This is a genomic window from Candidatus Alkanophaga liquidiphilum (assembly GCF_053996935.1).
The window spans coordinates 46,068-65,834 of record NZ_JBMXYC010000010.1; the positions used below are offsets into that span (position 1 = coordinate 46,068).

A 19,767-nucleotide genomic window follows, 5' to 3' on the forward strand; every position below is an offset into this window, starting at 1 on the left:
AATGAGCACTGAGGGAGTTAAGCCAGAAATAAAATATGTAAGGTTGCCGAGGTTTCTGGAGTGCGGCTTTGCTGACCTAAAGGAGGCAGTTGTCGAGGTGGGGAGATGCAGCCTTTGCGGGACGTGTGCAGCGTTTTGCGGCTGGATAAGCATAAAAAGCGGCGAGACGGCGACGCCGAGCTTCGAGGCGGACTATGACGTGCTCTGCGGGCTTTGCTACACGCTTTGTCCACGAGTTTCGCTGGACGTTGAGGAAATTGAGCGAAAGGTATTCGGGCGGGCGAGAGGGGAGGAGGAGACGCTCGGCGTTTTCAGGAAGGCGTATGCAGTGCGGGCGACTGATGCGAAAATTTTGAAAAATGCACAAGACGGCGGCGCCGTGACAGCACTTCTCGCTTTTGCGCTGAGCGAGGGGGTGCTGGACTGCGCAGTGGTCACAAGCGCTAACGAGGCTTGGGAGAACGAAGTCAAAGTCGTCAACAACGCCGAAGAACTTATAAAGAGCGCCGGGACGAAATATGTAGCGTCGCCGAGCGTTCTCGGCGTTAGGGACGCTTTAGACGCTGGTTACGAGAGAATAGGATTTGTGGGGACGCCGTGCCAGATACAAGCGTTGAGAAAAGTGCAGACGCTGGACGAGCCTTATAGAATAGGACAGGAGAAAATAAAGCTACTTTTGGGACTTTTTTGCATGGAGGGCTTCAAGCCGTCGTTGATGGATTTTGTTGCGAAGCTTGTTGGCGACGTCAAGAAAGTTAAGAAACTTGAGGTGCGGAAAGGGCTCTTTTGGATTCACACGGCGGACGGCGGCGAGAGGGTTTTCGTGATGAAGCTCAGCGAGTTGGAGGGGCGTGCGATGCCAGGGTGCGCGGTCTGCACGGACTTCACAGCGGAGCTTGCGGATGTATCAGTAGGCTCAGTGGGGACACCGGAGGGCTTTTCGACGGTGCTTGTGCGCTCCAAGCTGGGCGAGCGGCTCGTAACTGCGGCGACGGAAGCTGGATATATTGAGGCGAAGGAGCTTGAAGAGTTAAAGCCTGTGGTGCGGCTTGCAGAGAGGAAACGGTTGCGCGGTCAGCGCTAACGGCTGATGACGGACAGGCAGGATGCATAAGGCGAAGAATGCTTAACAGAATCTTTAAACCGACTTCAGTTGCTGTCGTAGGAGCTTCTAGGAAAGAGGGCAAGGTCGGGCACTCGGTCTTGAAGAACATTATTGAGTATGGGTTCGAGGGCGAAATATTTCCCATAAATCCAGCCGCCGACGAGATTCTGGGCTTAAAGTGCTACAAGGACGTTTCTGAAGTGGGCGCTGTGGACTTAATAGTTGTGTGCGTGCCAAATGTCATCGTTCCCAAAGTCATAAGGCGAGCGAGCGCAAAGGGCGCCGTCGTCATCTCCGCAGGCTTTCGGGAGATTGGTAAGGAGGGCTTACAGCTTGAGCAGGAGCTCTTAGATGCTGCAAAGGGCAGGACGCGCATCATTGGTCCGAACTGCTTGGGCATCATAGCCGCATATTCGAAGCTCAACGCTTCCTTCTCGGCGAAGGCACCGGAGCCCGGGCACATCGCCTTCATCTCGCAAAGCGGAGCTCTATGCACGGCGGTCCTCGACCTCGCCGATAAGGAAGCCATCGGTTTCAGCTACTTCATAAGTCTTGGAAATAAGTGCGACGTGGACGAAGCCGACCTCTTAGAATTTCTCAAGGACGACGAGCACACCAAAGCCATCGCTCTCTACTTAGAAGGCGTGAAGGACGGCAAAAAACTTATGTGCGCTGCAGAAGCCTGTAACAAGCCAGTCGTCGCAATAAAGTCCGGAAGGACGGCGGAAGGCGCAAAAGCGGCGTCTTCGCACACCGGCGCTCTCGCAGGTTCCTACGAGGTTTTTAAGACCGCCGCACGACAGTCCGGCATCACCGTTGCGGATTCCCTTAAAGAGCTTTTTGACATCTGCACAGGCTTCAGCCTCCTAAAGATTCCAGAGACGAACAAAGTGGCGATAGTGACAAATGCAGGCGGTCCGGGAGTTCTTGCGGCGGACGCCTGCGCCGAATACGGGTTAGAACTTGTAAGGTTCAGCGACTGCACGATAAGAAAGCTGAAAGACGAGCTTCCGCCGCATGCAAGCATCTACAACCCCGTGGACGTTCTCGGGGATGCCACCGCCGACCGCTACGAGAAAGCTCTTGAGGCTGTCATCGCAGATGAAAACGTTGCGGCGCTCCTCGTAATCTTGACGCCGCAGGCGATGACCGAGGTCGAAAAGACTGCGGAGGTCGTTGCGAAGTTTCAGGACTTAAAACCCATAGTGGCGTCGTTCATGGGCGGCACTAACGTCGAGGCTGCTTTGCCTATTTTGAAGGCGCATGGCGTCCCTAACTACGATGAGCCGAGACGAGCGGTCCGTGTGCTCGGCGCACTAAACGAGTATAGAGGGCGCGAGCTTAAAATGGAAGAAAAGAGAGCCCGAAAAGGCATCAAAGTTGAAAGGAATGTGATGGTGGTGCGTAAGATAATAGAAGAGACAAGAGCGGCGGGCACTCTCGTGATAAACGAGCGGGAAGGGCGGCGAATATTGAAAGCTTACGGCATCCCCGTGCCCGAGGAGGACATAGCTTCGAGCCCGGATGAGGCTTTGGAGATAGCGAGAAGAATGGGCTTCCCGGTGGTTTTAAAGGCATTTTCGCCAGAGCTTTTACACAAAACAGACGTTGGTGGGGTGCAATTCGCAGATGACGAGGGAGAATTGAGGGACGCTTACCTCCGCATCTTGAGCAACATGCACCGCTTCAACATGAAAATAGAAGGCATCATCGTTCAGGAGAGAGTTGAGGGGGTTGAGGTTATTGTGGGCGTCACGAGAGACCCGCAATTTGGGCACGTTTTGACTTTCGGCTTAGGGGGCATTTACGTGGAAGTTCTGAAGGACGTTTCCCGCAGGATTTTGCCGATAGACGAGGATGAAGCAGAGGAGATGATAAGAGAGATTAAAGCGTATCCTTTATTGATGGGCTACCGTGGGAGCCCGAAGGCGGACATAAGCTGCATAAAAGATGTTATCCTAAAACTCTCCCAGATTCCCTTAGACTTCCCAGAAATAAACGAGCTTGAGGTAAACCCGCTGATAACGGGGGAACGGGGCTGTAAGGCGGTAGATGTTTTGATAACAATAAGAGAGGGGGGAGTATGAGGAGCTTTGTAATATGCTCCTTAGGTGAGAGGATTGGGAAGACGTTCTTATGTGTGGGCGTAGCAAGGAACCTGCGCGACGTCGGCTATTTCCGCCCAATAAAAGAGAACATTGTATATGTGGACGGGCGGTTTGTGGAGGAGGATGCCCGCCTCATGAAGAGCGTTTTAAGCTACGAGCTTCCGGAGGACGTGCTCAGCCCACTTGACTACTTTTCGGGCGAGTTTGACAAGGAAAAGATTTTGCGCTGCTTCGCCGAGGCGGGGCAGGGGAAGGACATCATGCTCATCGAGGCGCCGAAAGATTTTTTCACCGGCTTCTCGGCTGGGATTTCGGCTGTTGAGCTTGCATGCGAGCTGGACGCCGAGGTTATACTGCTCGCACGAGACGAGCTGCAAGACATTGACAGGCTCCTCTCCTACAAGTTCTTCATTGAAAAGGGCGGGGCGAAGTTCCGAGGTGTCATTTTGAACATGGTAAGAAGAGAGGACATTCTAAGACTCTTAGAAGGCGTAGGGGTCAAGGTTTTAGGCAGAATTCCTTACGAAAGCCGCTTGATCATGCTGAGGGTCTCAGAAATCGCAGAGCATCTCGACGCAAAGGTGGTGGCGGGAGAGGCGGGCATGAGTAACGTGGTGGAGAACGTCTTGGTCGGGGCGATGTCGCCAGAGAATGCAATCAAGTATTTCGGAAGGGCGCCGAGAAAGGCGGTGATCACCGGCGGGGACCGCCCCGACATTCAATTATGTGCACTTTCAACGCCGTGTTCTTGCCTCATTCTCACTGGCGGACGCTACCCGACGCCGCACGTCATTTCCACGGCGGAGGAACATAGCGTGCCGTTACTCTTGACGGAGCTTGACACGTTTTCAGCTGCGGAACGCATTGAAAACATGATCGCGCGGATACATCCTGAGGACGTTGAGAAGATAAAGCTTGCAGAGAAGCTGATAAAAGAAAACGTGAAGTTAGAGGAGACATTTCTTTAAAGCGGCGTGCTGCGAATGAGGTGGGAGCATGTGCGATGAGCGGGGTTTTACCTTGTGGTTCACGGGACTTCCGTGTTCGGGGAAGACGACGCTCGCTGACGCCGTCGCCGAAGAGCTGCGCAAGCGTGGTTTAAAGGTGGAGCGGTTGGACGGCGACGTCGTGCGGCGGACACTGAGCCGCGACCTTGGCTTTTCGAGAGAGGACAGGGAAGAGAACATAAGAAGGGTGGCGTTCGTGGCGAAGCTGCTGACGAGGAACGGCGTCGTCGTTCTCACGTCGTTCGTTTCGCCATACAGGAAAGTGCGGGAGGAGGCTCGTAAGGAAATTGGCGATTTCGTTGAAGTTTATGTGAAATGCCCGCTGGAGGTCTGCATGCAGCGGGACGTTAAAGGCATGTATAAGAAGGCGCTCGCCGGCGAGATTAAAGACTTCACAGGCGTCTCCGACCCCTATGAGGAGCCTTTGAACCCGGAAATAATCGTGGAAACGAGCAAAGAGAGCGTGGAGGCGTGTGTGAGCAAAATCCTGAAGGAATTGGAAGGGATGGGGTATTTACCGTCTGAGAGGTGTTAACAGTAGAGCGAGTTCGTGCGTTATGATAAGTGCCTCGCCCACTGAAGCAGCGCTAGGTTAAATTCGCCTCGTGAGCACCGCCTTACGCACAATCGGGTCAATTATACGGTAAAGTCCTTCTTCTTCGTCAAGAAGCATTGTTGCTTTCAACGAGCGGAGAGCGGCAGCGAGCCTTGCGCTGTTCACCACGCCAACTCTCGCCTCCACTGCTCTTTTCAAATCGCCCCACCTCGCTCCGTAAGCGGCGGCTCTCAGGACCGCGATGTAAAGCTCTTTGTTCCTGCTTGCCAGAAAATTTCTTAGCTCAGAGACTACTATTTTCTCAGCATCCTTCACGGCTTCCTCTAAGGCGGCAGCGTGTGGGAGTTTTTCCACGCCAGCCTTGCTCCCATAGAGCGTGAGCCAGCCTGGAATCCCGTCAAGCCTTTCTAAGACCTCTTCTATTTCCGTCTCCCCCATAGTCATTCCCAGCTCCAAAAAGCCGCATCGCAAAAATTCGGTGGCGGTCTTGGTATCGAAGGGTTGCAAGATGATTTTAGCTGGGGGTCTACCGTAGAGTGGAGATTCTGCTCCGGGTTCGAGGAGGGTGCGCATGAGTCCGAATTGTGAGCCTGTGAAGAGGAAAAGGAGGTTGCGATGTGTTGCGAAGAGCCTACCTAAGAGCTCAAGAAGCGGTCTGGAAACGCTTGAAAGCTCCTGAACTTCGTCCAATGCCACCACAATTCGCTCTTTCGTGCTTCCGAGCGCAGAGAAAATCTCAAATGCAGTCCGCACAGGTCTTTTTGCCCTCGGGACGGTCAGGGAGAGCCCACCGATGCCAATTCGGACACCCTCCCCACCAAGGAGAGAAAATCCTTTGCCTTGTCGAGAAGCGTTTTTGACCGGTTAATGGCATCAGCAATAGCGGAGATAAAACCGTCTATGCTCCTCACGCCAAGAAGATTCACATACATAAATCGGAAACTTTGTTTTGAGAGCTCAGTGCCAGCGGTCTTTATAATGCTGCTTTTCCCCGTCATTCTCGCTCCGAGCACCGCGACCCACCTTCCAGCCTCCAGCAACCTTAAAATCTCGGAAAGCTCGGCGTTTCGCCCGAAAAGCTCCTCTCGCTGCTCTTTGGGTCTGAGGTCGAAGAGCATGATTACCCCCCATAAGTAATTACGGGGCATAATTAATATTGATTTTGGAGAGCAACCGGCAGGCTTGGCAGATGTTGCCGGCGCACGGCTCGCCGCAGCGTTCGCAGCTCTTCGGCTCGAAGTGCCGCCGCTCGTCTTGAACCAGCCTTTCAAAGCCCCGCAGTATGGAATATCTCGTTCCCGGGTGGCGGCGCTCGAAGTCGTTGAGCCAGCTTAGGATTTTAAAGCGGAACGAGAGCCTCTTGTAAGGGCACTCTTCAAATTCGACCTTAAGCCCCCGAAGCATGCCGTAGAGCGCTACTTCCTCCTCAGGGACGTCTCGTAGCGGCTTCACCCTTGGCACGAACTTCTCGCTGCGTGCAGGCGCTCTTAAAAGGCGTGCGATGTCGCCTCTGATGTAGTTCATGAGGATGGTTTGCGCTTCGTCGTCGAGATTATGAGCGGTTGCGATTGCGGCAACGCCCAGCTCACGCCCGACACGGTTAAGGAGAGTCTTGCGGAGGACGCCGCAGAACGTGCACGGCGCTTTATCCCGCAGCTCTTCGTCAAGCCCCGCCGCCCGCACTATTTCATCAAGAGTCGCCCCAAATACTGCCTTGAACGAGAAGAGGAACAAATCTACGGAAAGCTCGTCAGCGAGCTTTTTCGCCTGCCGCACGTATTTCGGGCGGTAGCCCGCAATGCCCTCGTCCACTGTGATTGCCACGATGTTGATGTCGCGGCGACGTCCGAAAATCCCGCACAGCACGTAAAGTAGGACGGAGCTGTCCTTGCCGCCGCTGAGTGCCACTGCGAGCGTGTTGCCGCTTCGCAGCTTGATTTCCTTGCGCAGCCGTCGTTTCACCTTACGCTCCACGTCCTCCAAAAAATGCGTCTCGCAAAGCCGTAACCCCGAATACCGTTGTTGCACGACGGCGTCACGGCGGCACTTGCTGCACTGCATCCTCGAACTTTAATTTCTATTGTAAAAATACTGCTGCGAGGGGGCGCACCCCTCTTCGCGTGGCACGGTCACCTTTTCGCATAAAAACTTATATATTAGTAATACCAAAAACGCATTATGTCCGAAAAAAGTATTATCATAGTTGGGGGTATAGGGCGGCTCCGCCGTCATTACGAGCGGGCGGCTGCGGAGCTGGGCTTCAGGGCGAAAGTCTTCGAGACGCAGTCAACGAAGCTCGGAAATAACATACGTAATGCGAAAGCCGTAATAATATTCACGGATGTGAATTCAAAAAAGCTTGCAGAGACTGCGATAAGCACTGCAAGGGGAAGCGGCGTCCCCGTCGTGCTAAGCGGGCGCAGCAGCATCTCGGCGCTCAAAAAATCGCTCTTGAAGCTCGTGCATGATGAGAGGGGGGATTCGGATGAATGCAGAGCACGTCACTAGGTTGGTGAAAGAGCTGATAAAGCTGATGGACGCTTTAGGAAGTAAGCAATTATATACAAACGGTGTGGATGAGCTATTCAAAGAGCTTGAGGCGGGTTTGGCAAAGTGGTTTTACAACGAGTGCGAGCTTTACCAAGCGTCGTGATTGCGTTCTTTGTCTCGTCGCATCGCCATCTTGAGGCGTTACAGCTCAGTCTAAAAGCCTAATGGCAGGAATCCAGCCTTCATGGCGTATGCCGTTCGCATCTATGAACTCCTCGCAAGTCACAGTGCCGTCGGGCGTTTCGAGCGCCGTGGCGTGGTGTATTTGGGGATACGAGCCAGTTCTTATTTCATAGTTGTAGGTGTTATTTGCCTTTAGGACAAAGGGTTCAGGGAACTCCACGTAGTGCCAGTCGCCGCCGTGGTAGCCGCGCCAGCGTGCTTCGACGCCGCTCCACGTCTCGTTCCAGATTTTCACGTATTCGGTATGCCCGCCGGTGCCCGTGCATGCGAAGGTATAGAGTTTTGAGGCGTAAATGTCATGGCTTGGGGTAATCGTGCCCCTATGCACGCCGTAGATGCTCGGATAGGGGTTTTCGGGAGCGCCGGTGTCGAAGCCTTTTAAGAGGATGATGTCAGGCACATGTTGCACCGGCATGCTGATGTTTGCGATGGTGTGGTAAAGAGAGTCGGAATACCCCTTATAAGTAGCGGTTATTTTCAGAATATTGCCTTCAGAGGCGCTTACGAGGGTGAAGGTGTAACTGCCGTCAGCCGCAGTCGTTGTGTTAAGAAGCTCGCTGGTGTTGATGTTAAGAAGCTGCACGATTGCGCCTTCCAACGGATTTCCGTGCGTGTCGAAGACGTATCCGGCTACGAGGACTGGTTGCGGCGGCGGCTGTGCTAGTGCTATGCCGATTACGAAGACTATACAAACTAAAAAAATAAGTAAGAGCAGTAACGGCGGCGGCGTCTCACTCATACTCATTTTCTATCAACTAAGACCCTTTTGAGGAAAAGTATGCTGAGCAGCGTGACGGCTACGGGTATCAATATTGATGGGAATTCGGGGACGGACTTTTCTCCCATCGGTAGCGCTGCAGACGTGGGCGCAGGCGTGGACGTAGGTGCAGAAAGGGTCTGCTCCTCTTCAGTGCCGGACGGATTATCGCCGACGTTTATTATAAAATCTTCAACACGCTGGTAGCCGGCGCTTGCGTCAACTACTAACGTTTTTTCCTGCGAGTTTATCTGTATTTTCAGGACGTCGCCGTCATTATAGCCACTGGCGAGGTTTGCAAGTTCGAAGACGTAGCTGCCGTCCGCGGCTGTCGTTGTTTGCAGCGACTCCCCGGTGTTCGTATTTACGAGGCGAACGAGCTTATCCTCCAGCGGGGTCCCATACTGGTCAAGGACGTGGCCATAGATCGGATGCGGCTTCGGCGGCGTGAGCGTAGCAGCGGCTGCCATTCCAAAGAGCATGCATATTAGGAGCGCGAGTGTGAATGCAACTTTGCCGGCATAACGTTTTTGAGGCATCTTATCCAAAGTGCATCGTTCTTATATTAATCATTTTCGGATGTTGCAATGACGATGGCATCGTGGTCCATCCATATCCAAAGCCCATCCTGAGGTGTCACCTCGAAATTGTTACTCATCATTCCGGCGATGTGGCTTAGGTAGTTCTGGTTGGCGGCGTCCCATTTGGTGATGCTGGTGCAGCCCAACAAGTTACAAATTTCTTCTGCGCTCCCGCTGATGCCGCCGATGAGGTTCCAGCCGGCTTTGAGCACGTAGGTCGTCGAGTTTAAGGGCACGCCGGTGATTTGCGTGTCGTGGCGGCGTTCGGAGTAAACCCAGTAGCCCTCTTCGGAGCTGAGCATGAAGTTGTTCGCAGCGGTGTCTCTGACGTGGCTTATGTAAGATTTTGTGGCAGGGTCCCATCGTGTTATTACGGTGATGTCTGCGGCGTTGCAGAAGCTTTCAGCATCTACGGAGACGTTTAACGGCAGTCCTATGAGGTTCCAGTCGGGATAGAGCATTATGTCCGCGGAACTGAGCAGCGTGACGTTCGTGCTGTTGATGCCCACGTTTCCTGCTTTGTCAACAGCTTTTACGAGTATGACGTTGGCGCCGCCGTCATGGAGCTGGACTTCCGCCCGATATTCGTTTCCGTTAATCTCGGCGTCTACGCCGTTTACCGTGATTGACAATATTCCAGAGCCGCTTTCTGCGAATGTGCCTGTTACGGTATAAGGATTCTCAAGGGTTTCTACATCGACCTCGTCTATGGTTACTTGAGGTGGCACGGTGTCAAGGGTGAAAGAACGGACGTCTGAGGAAGTGACCATGAATGAATCCGTCACCAAGACCTTCCAATACCAAGTGCCATCGGCGAGCTGGACGTATCGGCGGTCAGCGGCGCCGACATTTATGACTCTGAGAGCTGGGCTGTCGAAGGTGTTTTCGGCGTCTATGTAGAGCGTGAAGTTCAAGGAATCGCCGTCAGGGTCGCCACCATGCCACTCGAAGGCGACGACGGAATCGTTAAGTATGGCGGCGTTCTCAGGGCTTTCAAGGATTACTAAGGGTGCGGCATTGAGTATCAGGTCGGGGAGGCGTTGAGGCTCTTCGCTCAAGTCAATTGTGGCGTTAAGTTCCGCCATGCTTTCTCCGAGCGTCGCTGTTATTTTCATCTGGTCGCCGTCGTTGTAGGTTTGGAGATTTGCGAGTTCGAAGGTGTAACTGCCGTCAGCTGCAGTCGTGGTGTGAAGCGTGCCGCTTTCGTGCGTCAGCGTTACGCTCACGTTCGTTGCGTTTTCGAGGCTGTGCGTGAAGACAAAACCGTAGACGGTGTGCGGCGGCGCCGGCATGAAGCCGCTCGGCGTAAGTTCGAAGTTGAGCATCTTTGCCTCTCCGGATGAGAGCGAGACCTGTTTGCTCTGGTTGTTGTAGCCCGCGGCAGATGCTGTTACGATATAGTCACCAGCGGGTAGCGTCATGAGATAAGCGCCCGTCTCGTTCGTTGCGGTTGAGAAGTTGCTTGCTGAGACCGTTGCGCTCGGTATGGGCGTCCCGGTGGACTTATCCGAAACTATGCCAAAGAGCGATGCTGACGTCGGTGTCGGGGAAGGAGTGGGCGTGGGGGTTGGAGTTGGCGTCGGTGTCGGTGTTGGGGAAGGCGTTGGTGTTGGAGAAGAGGTAGGTGTTGGAGTTGGAGTTGGCGTTGGAGTTGGCGTCGGTGTTGGCGTTGGCGTGGGGGTTGGAGTCGGCGTTGGAGCTGAGGTGGTGCGGAATGTCCAGAGGGGGCTTGATGAGGAGGCGTTGTGAGAGTCGGTTGCAACGACTTTCCAGAAATATTGAGTGTCGTAGCTCAGGGTAAGGCTATAAGTGCGTTCGGAGGTTTGTGCGAGCAGTGGGGGCTCGGGGGTGGTGCCGAAGAAAAGTGAGTATGTGACGGGGTCGCCGTCGTCGGGGTCGCCGCCGGTCCAGCTAAGCGTGACGTTCACGGGAACGTCGACGGAGTTATTTTCGGGGTGGGGGTCTGAGGGTGCGTAAGGGGGGTTATTTCCAGACAACGTTTTGAAGTTGTATTCGAGGCTCTGAGCGGTGTTGTCGGCGGCGTCCTTGCTTATGACGACGAAGTAGTAGGTCGTTCCTGCGGAGAGGTCTGTGAGTTGCATGCTGTGCGAAACTAAGTAGCTTGCGTCGCCTTTCTGATACTCGTAGTTTCCAGCGGAGGTGCCGTATTTGACCAAGCTCGTGGCGGGCTCGTCGGTCTCCCACGTTATGACAGCGGAGCTTGTTGTTATGTTCGTTACGTTTATATTCAAAATAGAGGGGGGCGAGCGGTCTATTTTCACGGTGACGTTTTTGACGGATTCTACGTTCCCGAAAACGTCAACGGAGTAATACCAGAGCGTGAAAGTGCCTTCGGCAGTGAGCGTGACGTTAAAGGGAGCGTCGCCCGCTACTGACGTCCACGGACCCGTCTGCGAAGTATTAGAGTAATTAGTATAAGCAACGCCAGAATCGTCACTACGAAAAAAGGTGATGACTACGGGGGTTGAGTTAATCCAGCCTTTTTCGTTAGGCTGTGGCGTGATAGCGACGGTTGTTGAGGGCGGCGTTTTATCTTCGGTTGGAGTTGTGAAATTGTATTCGGGACTCTGTGCTGAGTTTCCGGAGGCGTCGGTGCTGTTGACGACGAAGTAGTAAGTTTTTCCTGCGGAGAGGTTTGTTAGGGTGATGCTGTGTGATAAAACGAGAGATGCATCATATTTCTGATACTCGTAGTTTCCGGCGGAGGTGCCGTATTTGACCAAGCTCGTGGCGGGCTCGTCGGTCTCCCACGTTATGACGGCGGAGCTTGTTGTTATTTCAGCCACGGTTACGTTTGAAATTAAGGGAGGGGCGGTATCTTCGGGAAGAGTCATGAAGCTATGCTCTGAGCTTTGAGCAGAATTTCCATAAGCATCTGTTGAATTCACAATAAAGTAGTAGGTAGTGTTTGGGTTCAGATTCATTAGGGTGATTTGATGGGAAGTTGAATAAGTCGTGTCCATTGCCTCTGATGTATAAGCTCCTGGAGATAAGCCGTATTTAACTAAGGAAGTTGCTGGCTTATTGGTTTGCCAAGTTATGGTTGCTGAGTTTTGGGTTATGTCGGTGACTTGGATGTTCGTTATTGTTAAAGCGGCGCTTGCCGGTCGGTAAGTGACGATGAGCTTGGTCTGGTTTGTGTAGTAGTCGCTGTCTTTCTGCCGGATTGTGATGCACTTGTAATCGGGGGCGTCGTCCGCCTCCAGCAAGAGCCCGTAATTTGGACCGGAAATCCAGCTCTGCACCAAGCTTTCCAAGCCGCTCACGCGTATTTCGCCGGCGTCGCTGACGTTTACCGAGGCTATAAGCTCGCCGAAGTCGCCGCCGGGATTGTCCCACGGCTTGCCGCTCTGGTATTGGTTCCAAGTTGCCTCTGACTCTCGCCAGTCCTTCGTTACCGGGTAGAAGTTTAAAGTCATCGGCGCCTCGACCTCATACAGCGTTACTCGCAGCTCCGCTGCAAGAATCTCGGCATCACTCGGAATCGCCGAAAGGTCGAACTTTATAAGACCCCTCGCACGGTAATTCCCGGGGTCGTAGCCCAGTTTTCCCACGTATATATACGGGTAAGCACCGTTCTCGACACCCGGCAGATACTCGCTCAAGTAAGCATCCTCGATGTCGGCGGCGGCGCTTATTTCCACTTGCTCTATGCTGGTGTCCTGTGTTATTGTAAAGGTCGTCGGCGTTCCGAAATTGCCAGCGCGGTCCTTCGGCGTCACCGTGAACTCGTAAACGCCGTCCGGCGGGCTTGCGAAACGCAGAATTACCTCGTTCGTGTCGTATTCGAGAGCGTAATCCGAGAACGGCTCGCCGTTTAACTGCACTTCTACCAAAGTGCCCGCCGCATCAACCTCGAAATCATCGGACAGCGTGATTCTAACCTCCGAGAGCGGGTCTATGACAACGCTACCGTCGGGCGGCTCCGAAGAAACGAAGACGGGCGGCGTGGTGTCGTAGATTATTGAAGCTGCCACAGGTCCTGAATTGACATTGCCATCTGCGTCTTTCACCCATATATAGACGATTTTGATGCCATCCTCTGGACTATCAAATGTATAGGTTGTCGGTCTTGTGGCAGTCCATCTTGAATCCGATGGCTCTGGAGGCGTGTCCTGCGTCTCGCTCAATAGCCATGCGACTGCCGTATCGTCATTGCTTATTTCCACATTTACGGTGCTTGACCGAGTGTATCTGGTGTTTCCTGTAGTCTGGTCTTTTAGTTTGAGTGTCGGGTCGGGCATCGGCGAGTCTCCGGGATTGTTTAACAGCATAACTCCATCGTTTGTCGCTGCGAGGACGAGTTTGTTGTTGCATCTGGCGACGCCGTGTATTTGATCTGGTGCGTGTGTGAAAGAGCCGACAATCTGTGGATTTGTTTTATCAGTTACATCAACCTTATACATTTCTTCAAATTGAGCAACATAAACATAGTTGCCTCCCGGAAGAACTCTGGAAGCGCTTGTAATTTCATTATTACTTCCAATAATCTGAGGGGATTCGGGGTTGCTCATGTCAAGGACATAAAACCCATTAGGAGTGACCATATATCCGTAGTTCGACTCAAATGCCATTTCCCCTATATCACCCACTCCAAAGCTGTATTCTTTGATAAACGACAGCCTCTTATCCGCTCCTATCTTATAGATGAGCAATTTATCTGTGCCAATAGAAGAAGCGGTTGTGTAGAAATAATCTCCGTATGTCCATGCTCCATGCAAATAAGTATATCCATGCTCGCCTGTGCTATTTGAATTTCCGGTAAGCAACGCTTCAATAAGGGTTATGTTATCCATATCGCTCAGGTCAAAAGATCTGATATAATGTTCAATTCCACGTTCTGGGTCTCCTGTTGAGAGAAGAGACCTGACAAATAGAATTTCATGCTCGGCGTTATAGGCGACGTCTCCAGAGTTCATGTCTTGGTTTTCAAAAACTCGTTCTGGAGCGTATGGGTTGGTTACATCATAAATATACACAGGACCCCAGCCCGTTGGCCATGCAAAGTATATCCTCCCAGCCTTCTCAAAAGTTACAGGAATTTCACGACATCTTCCTCCAACACGTTCGGAATAAATTGGTTCAAAGGGGTCAGCAGTTATATCAAATATACGGAACCAGAGGTCGCCAACTGCATAAGCAAACTGATTGCCTATGGAATCAACCTGAAATGTTCGCCCTGCTTCACGCAATATATTTTTTACTTCCATATTCTTAAAGTCGAAAATTCCGATACCTGCGGTCCCTTCACCACCACTGAGAAAAACATAATCTTCTACCGCTGCTATGTCTCTGACATATTGTCCACCCGGTGAAGAAATTTTACCAATTAGCTCTGGCGGGTTCGGCATTCCAGCGATGTCGAACGCACCTGCGCCGAGGCTTGATTTTGCAACATACACCTTAGGATATACGACTTTTATATAATCCCATCCGAAGCCGGACGGCGTGTCCCAGCCCTCTTCGCATTCATGTAGGATAACCGGGTTACTGAGGTTAGAGACATCAACCACTATCAAAGCCACATTTTCCCAATCTGGGGATGATGAAAGACCGGGATAGTTTGTTATGAAGAGATAATCTGACCACAAATCCATATCAGTTAAAGCGGCACCTGAGCAATTAGTTTCCGTTATTTTGTTAGGATTTGCTGGGTTAGATACATCGACGTAATAGATAAAATCGTTATATTTATCTAAGACGTAAGCGGTTTGATTCTTCACAATCACTTTTTCAACTCTCCCCTCCGGCTCCCAAACACCAACTTTTACCGGGTTCAATCTATCGCTCACATCTAAAATAACTAATCCATTAGAGCCACATGCAATGTAAGCATAGTCGCCTTCCACATATACGTTTCCATATTCCCCCCAAGTATAATCGCCATAATAGCCTATAACTACTGGGTTTTCTCTATCGGCAATATCAAAAATCCATAAACCCGTATTGGAATTGAGATAAAGGTAGTCTCCATCAATAAATAATCTCGTGCCCCATGAATCAGCATCTACGGGCACATCTTTTACTACCACAGGGTTAAACCTGTTGGTAATGTCATACACACGGAGCATCGCACCGTAAACCAGATATAGATAATTCTCCTCTTCGTCTGTGGCTATCCCCTCCGTCCACCCGTATCGCCACCACTTATCAAGTGTGATATTCTGCTCCTGAGCAGATACCACTCCCTGGAACGAAATCAGGAACAGTAAGAGGAGTCCGATTGTGAGGATTGGCTTCATGGAGGGAATTGACATGAGTTTCTTATTTACATCTTTCGATTGGTTCATAGCCATAATAGTTCTTCTTTGGAGGATATATAAAGGAAACCATCTACTGAATGAATACTTGCAATATTCAAAAATAAATTAATCGATGATGGATAAAATTTGGGCGGGTGTTTGATAAAATACTTATAATATTCAAAATAAATTAATCAACGATAGATAAAATTTGGGCAAATGTTTGATAAAATAAGATTGAACAGGCATGCTGCAACCCCCGGGCGGGCTATTGGGGGTAAAGACTTTTATTATAAAAATATTATAATAGGGATAAGAAGCCATGAACCTGAAGCAGGAAATGCACGCTAAGTTTCATGAAAAAAGAAAAGAGGTATTCCTTTTCCTGCTCTGCTCCCTGTTGATTCTGGCATTTGTTCTTCCCACATTGGTATTTCCCATACCTTATGGAACCGATGTTTATAGTCATCTGTTTTTTACTCGTCAAATGACAAGCGTGCATTCTCTCTCGGATTTTTATACGCATTGCCTGGAAGAAGGGTATTTACGATACGACTATCCTTTTGGACTCTGGCTTTTTGGCTCTATTGTAGCGAAGATAACAGGAATGGATATGCTTGAGCTCTCGCGGATACTACCTTTTGCAATTATGCTCATTCTGATAACGCTGTATTTCTCCTATGCAAGGGTATTTGGCATATCTTCAGATAATGAAGCGCTGCTTTCGGTGATTTTTTTTCTATCCACACCGCTTCTGTGCACGGGCATTCTAGGGTATTCCACATCAGTTTTTGTTAGATCTTTCCTTATATTTATTCTTTACTTTATACTGGTAGAAATAGATAAAATATCTTTCTGGAAGCGATTTCTTTTGGGAAATATCTTCATATTCACCCTTTGCTTCACGCATACAGGCACCTATATGTTCTTGCTCTCATTGGTCTTCGTTTTTCTTTTCATATATGCCGTCTTATATGGCAACATTCATCGGGAGGCATACGTGGCAACAGCCAGTGTGATGTTCCTTTATATCATAACGATGCATCTGTTTCCTTACGTGCATCCCCAGTACATAGATAAAGGTCGGATTCTGGTTTCTGTTGGCGATTTTATCTCTTCAAGTTTACACGTGCCCTTTTCAGGCGAGCTTGCTCAGATGTTTTACGAGCAGATTTTCGTTGTGCTGAACCCCTTGTATGTGGTACTCATGTGTCTTTCGATATATGCGATTTGCAAACTGCTGATGTTTTTACGCTCGAAAATAAAGGCAAAAATATCGGTACGAAAAATAAAACTAAAGTTTCCAGAAAAGTTCTTTTCAGTTCCTATCATCGGAGGCATAAGGCATGTTTCTCATTCTGTTTCATACACACCGTTCTGGTTAGGTCCTGTTCACGTAGCTCTTGCTGCTATTGGCGCATTCAAGACCAACAGGAACGGTTTATGCTTGCTTTTTTCAGTAATGATTGTGGCTCTTCTTCCGGGATACCTTACAGGGGGAGAAGGGACGGGCGCATTAAGAGAAATCGGATATTTCTTTGTCATTATTCCAATACTTGCATCTTTAGGCTTTTATCATGCAAAAGCAAAGGTAGAAGTTCGGATGAGGGGCAAATTGCAAAAGCTCTTTGTCGCTATGCTTTTGTTAGGTGTCTTCTTTTCTATCGTAGTCTTGCCCGTGGTAGGCAACCTTTATTACCACCCATTAATAAGTGGATCGAAGTATGAAAGAACGGGTTTAAGCTGGCTTGGTGGTATTGGTGCGCCAGATGAAGGTTGCGATGGTCTGGGATACCGGCATATGATCAGTGTTTATGGGAACAAGATCCCCCCGGGTGTTACTACAATCGGTGCAGGCTCTGAGGCGAGTCGCTTTGAGTGGGACCAGTACAGCGTATGTTTTAACATGAACAGCGAGAAGCATGCAGACGACCTATATGCAACCTTCGGTGTCAAATACCTGATTGTATCGAAGAGAACGATACGCAACTTCGGTGAAAAACCTGAAAGACTGGTGATAGATTACAACAGGCAGCTTGATAAGATATACTCTTCAGCAGGACCTTTCTTCATCTATAGATACATTACCTATCCTGTGCATAGAGCTAATATAGCACCACAACTGAACTTCGCAGATGATGCGCTGATAAAGGATGCCGGTGATAGCTATCTGGTTGAGACAGATTATTATAAGATGAGGATAGGTAAGACAAATCCCGCAATAGAGTATATAGGCAATAAAACAGTTAATTTCCTTGGTGATGAGGGTCTGTATTATGATTTTATCAAGATTTGCTGGGGTGCAGGTTCTCACAATGAGCAGGTTAATGGGTGGGCATTGCATGAGATTTCTTTCCCAACGGTGATATTGGGGAAGAATGAGATAACATATAGGACTGTGTTAAAAGATATAAGCAATATAGAAAACTGGGCAACTTTAACGGTGAAATACACATTCTTTGATAGAGCGATGAAGAGGGAGATCATTCTCTCGAATGACTGGATAAATGATTCAAGCATGAATCCAGATCTTACCATGGCATACTTCTCACCGATGAGGTATTTCTCATTCAGGCTTGATAACGAGCCTGCAAAAAAGAGGACTGTATACCCCTGTGAGGATGAAGTTAGATTAAAGAAGCTCAGGTTTAACAGGATGTTTATCAATAATGGTAAAGAGGGTATTTACATCAAATTTGAAAAAACTGCGCCGTATCCTGATGAGATAACCTATACAGGTCTTATAAATTATTCCTACTATGAGGTCTCCATGCATCTGGGTGAATCTCTGATGCCATCAGAATCGATGGATGTAATCCAGTGGATTTCCATAGGGGATGTGCAGAGAGCGGAGAAGAACATAGAGCGTTACTCTTCGGTATCGCTGTATCCATACCCAGATGGAGAGATACCGATGATATTGGTGAGCCGTATCAATTCACTTAATACGAGCTCTGAAGAGGATTTTGATGTAATACTCAACGCACATGAAAGACTCAGAGAAGCGGGTGTAACCGGTTATACCGAAGCTGTAAGGATGCAGGATGCAGAGATAAATACGAGCAGAATGGAGAAGCTACTGGAAGAGGGTGCTTACATAATTGGGTGTGAGAGGGTAGAAGGATATAATATCACAGTTCAGGAGGAGGAGATAAAAGAGATAAAAGAAAACGCAGCGAAGAAGTACGGGATTAAGATTGATGGTTTCATGCCGGAAGACCTACGATACGAGCTTGATACTGTGAAGGTGCTTTCCGATCAGAATCTGACGTTTTTAGTTGCAAAGAGTGTAGCGCCTGCTTTTGATATATACTTCCAGGAAGGGCTCAGACATCCAGAACTAACTTATTATCATGGTGATAGGACCGACGTGGTTTTACTTCCTGTTTCAGAGCCTGTAATAGGAGGGGCGACCTACTTCTATGATGACTACAAGACCGCTTGGAAGGCGGTCATTGATTCGGTTATTAAAAATGAGGGTTTGTGTGTGTTCTTATGGGATTCTGAAAAAGTAAGCAAAACGGAATATATGCCTCAGGTATTAAACACAATCGAGTATGCGAGAGAGAAAGGAATGAACTTCACCACGCCCTATGAAATTGCAAAGCACTTCCTGTTATTACAGAATGTCTATGCAACTGTTTCAAGAAACGATGATGGAAGTAAAACTACAATTTCAGTGAAAAATGACAATGAAGAAGCGGTGCATGGTGTGACGTTTAAGGTGGAGGTGCCTGGAGCTGCTGAATATACTGTTAAAAATGCTAAAATATCAAGAAAAATGCGCTTCTGGGATAAATGCGTTTATTATGTGAGCACAGACCTTGAACCGGGAGGGATGAAAGAAATCGTCTTGGAAAGAGAGTAGAGCAAGCAGTATTTATGAACTTACTTCTTTTCTAAACATATCCAGGATCAGACTTTTATCAAGATAACCCGAGGAAAAGACAAGAATAGTGAATATGAAGGAGGAGGCGAATATTCCATATAAGAAGTGGGAAGATGCGAAAAAGTATATGAAAATGAAGGTTACTAGAGAAGAAACAGCGAGCCTGTCTATTCTCTGCGAAAGTGCATGAAGTGGGGACAGGTCATTTGAGTATAAGATGGTTATAGCCGCATAAATGATTAGAAAAAGGGTTAAAGAAACATAAGCGCCTAAGAACCCCATGAAAAGTATGAATACATGGGTTGCGAGTGGAGAAAGAACCAAACAGATGAGCGTGGCAATGATGAGCGGTCTGTATTCTTTCGGGTCTTGAAACGATACGTTCATGTATGCCAGGAACTGCTGTATGAAGAGAAATATGTATCCGATTGCTAGTATTACCACATACTCGGCGGAGGCGATGTATTCACGTCCGAAGAGGAGTTCGATAAACTGATATGAATAAAAATAGAGCAGTATTATGCCTAATACAAGAAACGCAAACAGTCCTCGGACGACATCGCCTAAATTCCCCCGCTCGAAAAGTATCTCTTCCTTGTTATCAGCTCCGGTGGCTTCTGGAATAGAAATGAAGCTCATCGCAGCGAAGGCAAATGATAAAATCGCAACGAGCGTAAGGGAGACATCAAAGTATCCCTGCCACACAATCCCAAGATCATGGCTTATGACTATCTTGCTCAGTGTCTGGCTTAGACCTCCAAACAACCC

At 49.5% G+C, this 19,767-nt stretch carries 14 protein-coding genes; 7 read left to right on the forward strand and 7 right to left on the reverse strand.

The genetic code is table 11. The features are described from left to right. The first annotated feature begins 1 nt into the window (after nt 1). Genes ACXJJA_RS01460 through cysC form a run of 4 tightly spaced genes read left to right on the forward strand, consistent with a single transcriptional unit; the run spans nt 2 to nt 4,755 of the window. Complete coding sequence (locus ACXJJA_RS01460; RefSeq protein ID WP_456486445.1) at nt 2-1,084, forward strand: Coenzyme F420 hydrogenase/dehydrogenase, beta subunit C-terminal domain; 1,083 nt, start codon at nt 2-4, stop codon at nt 1,082-1,084. Nucleotides 1,085-1,122: 38 nt separating this feature from the next. Further along, a complete protein-coding gene (locus ACXJJA_RS01465; RefSeq protein WP_456486446.1) occupies nt 1,123-3,192 on the forward strand; it encodes an acetate--CoA ligase family protein in 2,070 nt (689 codons plus the stop codon). Further along, on the forward strand, nt 3,189-4,181 hold the full coding sequence (locus ACXJJA_RS01470) for a DRTGG domain-containing protein (protein ID WP_456486447.1): 993 nt from the start codon (nt 3,189-3,191) through the stop codon (nt 4,179-4,181). The genes ACXJJA_RS01465 and ACXJJA_RS01470 overlap by 4 nt, the downstream gene beginning before the upstream one ends. Nucleotides 4,182-4,209: 28 nt before the next feature. Beyond that, on the forward strand, nt 4,210-4,755 hold the full coding sequence (gene cysC / locus ACXJJA_RS01475; protein WP_456486448.1) for an adenylyl-sulfate kinase: 546 nt from the start codon (nt 4,210-4,212) through the stop codon (nt 4,753-4,755). A 57-nt stretch (nt 4,756-4,812) separates the two neighbouring features. On the opposite strand, the gene ACXJJA_RS01480 is transcribed toward cysC, so the two are convergent. From ACXJJA_RS01480 to ACXJJA_RS01490, 3 genes are read right to left on the reverse strand one after another with little or no spacing between them, the layout of a single operon-like run. Next, on the reverse strand, nt 4,813-5,529 hold the full coding sequence (locus tag ACXJJA_RS01480) for an AAA family ATPase (protein WP_456486449.1): 717 nt from the start codon (nt 5,527-5,529) through the stop codon (nt 4,813-4,815). Between the two features lie 23 nt (nt 5,530-5,552). Continuing rightward, the gene (locus tag ACXJJA_RS01485; protein ID WP_456486450.1) at nt 5,553-5,894 is read right to left on the reverse strand and encodes an ATP-binding protein; all 342 of its coding nucleotides are present in this window, start codon (nt 5,892-5,894) and stop codon (nt 5,553-5,555) included. A 19-nt stretch (nt 5,895-5,913) separates the two neighbouring features. After that, nucleotides 5,914-6,837, reverse strand: a complete 924-nt coding sequence (locus ACXJJA_RS01490; protein ID WP_456486451.1) for a TIGR00269 family protein — start codon at nt 6,835-6,837, stop codon at nt 5,914-5,916. Nucleotides 6,838-6,954: 117 nt separating this feature from the next. Between ACXJJA_RS01490 and ACXJJA_RS01495 the strand changes: the two genes are divergently transcribed. Then, on the forward strand, nt 6,955-7,284 hold the full coding sequence (locus ACXJJA_RS01495; protein WP_456486452.1) for a DUF2325 domain-containing protein: 330 nt from the start codon (nt 6,955-6,957) through the stop codon (nt 7,282-7,284). Then, nucleotides 7,262-7,429: a hypothetical protein gene (locus tag ACXJJA_RS01500; protein ID WP_456486453.1), complete on the forward strand. Its 168-nt coding sequence runs from the start codon at nt 7,262-7,264 to the stop codon at nt 7,427-7,429. The genes ACXJJA_RS01495 and ACXJJA_RS01500 overlap by 23 nt, the downstream gene beginning before the upstream one ends. A gap of 45 nt (nt 7,430-7,474) precedes the next feature. On the opposite strand, the gene ACXJJA_RS01505 is transcribed toward ACXJJA_RS01500, so the two are convergent. Genes ACXJJA_RS01505 through ACXJJA_RS01515 form a run of 3 tightly spaced genes read right to left on the reverse strand, consistent with a single transcriptional unit; the run spans nt 7,475 to nt 15,110 of the window. After that, nucleotides 7,475-8,254 (reverse strand): carboxypeptidase-like regulatory domain-containing protein, encoded by a 780-nt coding sequence (locus ACXJJA_RS01505; protein ID WP_456486454.1) that lies wholly within the window; start codon nt 8,252-8,254, stop codon nt 7,475-7,477. Then, nucleotides 8,251-8,805, reverse strand: a complete 555-nt coding sequence (locus ACXJJA_RS01510; protein WP_456486455.1) for a carboxypeptidase-like regulatory domain-containing protein — start codon at nt 8,803-8,805, stop codon at nt 8,251-8,253. The genes ACXJJA_RS01505 and ACXJJA_RS01510 overlap by 4 nt, the downstream gene beginning before the upstream one ends. 26 nt (nt 8,806-8,831) lie before the next feature. Further along, nucleotides 8,832-15,110 carry a fibronectin type III domain-containing protein gene (locus ACXJJA_RS01515; RefSeq protein WP_456486456.1) on the reverse strand — a complete coding sequence of 2,093 codons (6,279 nt, stop codon included), beginning with the start codon at nt 15,108-15,110 and terminating at the stop codon, nt 8,832-8,834. A 322-nt stretch (nt 15,111-15,432) separates the two neighbouring features. Here ACXJJA_RS01515 and ACXJJA_RS01520 point away from each other — a divergent pair, with 322 nt between their 5' ends. Then, the gene (locus tag ACXJJA_RS01520; RefSeq protein WP_456486457.1) at nt 15,433-18,978 is read left to right on the forward strand and encodes a putative glycosyltransferase family protein; all 3,546 of its coding nucleotides are present in this window, start codon (nt 15,433-15,435) and stop codon (nt 18,976-18,978) included. A gap of 12 nt (nt 18,979-18,990) precedes the next feature. Here ACXJJA_RS01520 and ACXJJA_RS01525 read toward each other — a convergent pair. Continuing rightward, the coding region (locus tag ACXJJA_RS01525) for a lipopolysaccharide biosynthesis protein (protein WP_456486458.1) at nt 18,991-19,767 on the reverse strand (777 nt) is incomplete at its 5' end.